The following is a 2,375-nucleotide window of genomic DNA, read 5'->3' as shown; positions in this document are numbered from 1 at the left end:
GCCGCCCGCGCCCTCGCCCGGCGCACCCAGACCGTGGCCGCCGACACCGCCCGCCACGACGCCGCGGTGCGCGCCGCCCGCGGCCTGAACCCCGACGGCGGGAACACCGACCAGCACCGGTGAGACTGCCCACCAGGCGCACCGCTGGCCGTGCCGGTCGACGCGTTCCGCCACGCACGCGACCGTGCCCTGTGTGGTGGGTCAGGTGAAGGGTCGGGCGCGCCGGGTGGGCGCCACGCGTAGTCCACTCGGGTGTCGTCGTTCGGCTGGTCGCCGGTGATCAGCCAGTGCATCAGTGCGGTGGCCGCCGGGCCGCGGTACTTGATCAGCAGGTCGGTCACCGCCGCCTCGACCCGTGACCTACTCATGGCCCTCCCGTCCGTGCGTGGTGGTGGTGTGCGGTGCGCTCGCGCCACCGGGTGCTCAGCCACATTTCGATCAGCTCGGCACCGACGCCGGCCTGGGCGGCCCAGGTGTGCAGTAGATGGCAGTAGCGGGTGTAGCGGGCCCAGGTGAACCGGGCGGCCACCGGGTCCTCGGTCCAGCCGAGGTGGATCAGGGACGCCACGGCGTGTTGGTCGAGCAGCTGCGGGCGCACCACGCCGTACGCGGTGCTGTCGGTGTGATGGGTGGCCCAGCAGTACAGCGAAAGCAGTGTGGGGCCGGCACCGGGGGTGTGGGGCCAGCCCAACCACCGTCGCCGGATGGCGGCGTCGGGGATCGCCTGCCACGGTGTGTGCCGGCACGCCGCCAGGGCGGTAGTGACGGCGTCGAAGTGGTGTCCCGATGGTGCCGCGGTACGCACGTCGGGAAAGGTGCGGCGGCGGTCGCGGTGCGGGTGCCCGGACAGCCACGCGGCGGCCCGGTAGAGCACGTTCAACTCGCACGATCCGGGCACCGCCGGCGTGTCGGTGTGAAGGTCGCCGGTGAGGTCTGCGCGGCGTAGGTATCCGACGCCGTGCTCGGTGAGCAGTCCGTCGGCGTCGCAGCCGACGATCCGGGCCGGAATCGCGTGCCGCTCGAGGCGGCGGTTCCACCAGTCCAAATCCACTCTGGCCATGTCGTCACACACGCTCACCCCGTAGTCCTGCTCACGACACCACACCACGCACTCCCCAGGCATCTCCAACCCCACCTCACCGTCGTCCACGCCCTCCAGTGTGTCCCCACCCACCGACAACTCCTTCACACCTCATAGACCATTGGCACATTTGCACAAGGTTTGTGCGATGCTGGTGATGCCGTCCGTCAGGGCTGTTCACCCGACTGATCCTGGCGGGCGGCCCGAGGCCGTAGGGGGTGGTGTAGGTGTTGACGATCGCGAAGTTGTCATTGTGGTCGGTGAACTACTACAACGACACCGCCCGGGCGGTCGGGCAGGCCGCGAAGGACGCCCAGTCTGCTGGTGGTGGGTTGGCGGAGTACTACGCCGAACGGGACACCCGAACCCCGGTGTGGACGTGTGCCGGGGATGCCCACACGGTCGCAGGGTTGGTGGGGTTGACCGACGCGCAGCGGGCCGGCGGGGATGCCGATCCGGAGGTGGTGGCGCGCTGGTTGGACGCCGGTGTGGCGCCCTCGGGGGAGTGCGGAAGGTCCCACGGCAAGCGCGGTGTGCACGGGTTTGACTTGACGTTCTGCGCCCCGAAATCGGTGTCATTGGTGCGCGCATTCGGCGGCGACGTCGTCGACAAAGCGGTGTCTGCAGCGCACCACACGGCGATCACCGAAGCCCTGGAATATCTGGCTGATCATGCCGGGTACACCCGGGTGCACAACCCGATCACCGGGCTCAAAGATCTGCAGAAACTGGTGGCCGCGGCCTATCAACACGAGACGTCGCGGGCGGGGGATCCGCACCTGCACACCCACGTCCTGGTGCCCAACCGCCAAGCCCGTGCCGACGGCCGATTGGTGTCCATCGACGGGACCAGTTTGTTTCACGAATCCCGGGCGGCGGGGATCGTGTATCAGGCCACGTTGCGCCACGAACTGCACCGCCTGGCGGGGGTGGAATGGGGCCCGGTGAACCCCGAGACGGGGATGGCCGAGATCGCCGGAATCGACCCCAAAAACATCTCCGCGTGGTCCCAGAGGTCCACCCAATTGCGGGCCTGGGCGGCCAACAACCTGACCGTCGTCGACACCGCCACCGGCCGCAAGAAGGGGCTGTCGCAGGGGCAGTTGGCGGCCGCCCAAAAAGCCACCAGACCGACCAAACCGGAGTCGTTGTCGTGGACCGAACTCCGTGCCCAGTGGGCGGCTGACGGGCGGGGGTTTGGGGTGGACCGCGCCGCGCAACGCGAGGCGCGTCGGGCGCGGGAAGCCGCGGCCGGCCGCGCCGCGGCGCGGGTGGCGCGCCGCGGCGGACTGGT

The 2,375-nt window shown here is 70.0% G+C and carries 2 protein-coding genes; one reads left to right on the top strand and one right to left on the bottom strand.

Annotated elements, in window-relative coordinates; genetic code table 11:
* Window positions 1-364: 364 nt before the first annotated feature.
* On the bottom strand, window positions 365-1,174 hold the full coding sequence (locus H7J06_RS20910) for an 8-oxoguanine DNA glycosylase OGG fold protein (protein ID WP_264041002.1): 810 nt from the start codon (window positions 1,172-1,174) through the stop codon (window positions 365-367).
* Window positions 1,175-1,308: 134 nt separating this feature from the next.
* Between H7J06_RS20910 and mobF the strand changes: the two genes are divergently transcribed.
* Window positions 1,309-2,375, top strand: a 1,067-nt coding sequence (gene mobF, locus H7J06_RS20905; RefSeq protein WP_264041001.1) for a MobF family relaxase, incomplete at its 3' end; no start/stop codon positions are given.

Source organism: Mycolicibacterium hodleri (assembly GCF_025822245.1).
In the GTDB taxonomy this organism is placed as follows: domain Bacteria; phylum Actinomycetota; class Actinomycetes; order Mycobacteriales; family Mycobacteriaceae; genus Mycobacterium; species Mycobacterium hodleri.
This window is presented reverse-complemented; position numbering and strand designations above follow the sequence as displayed.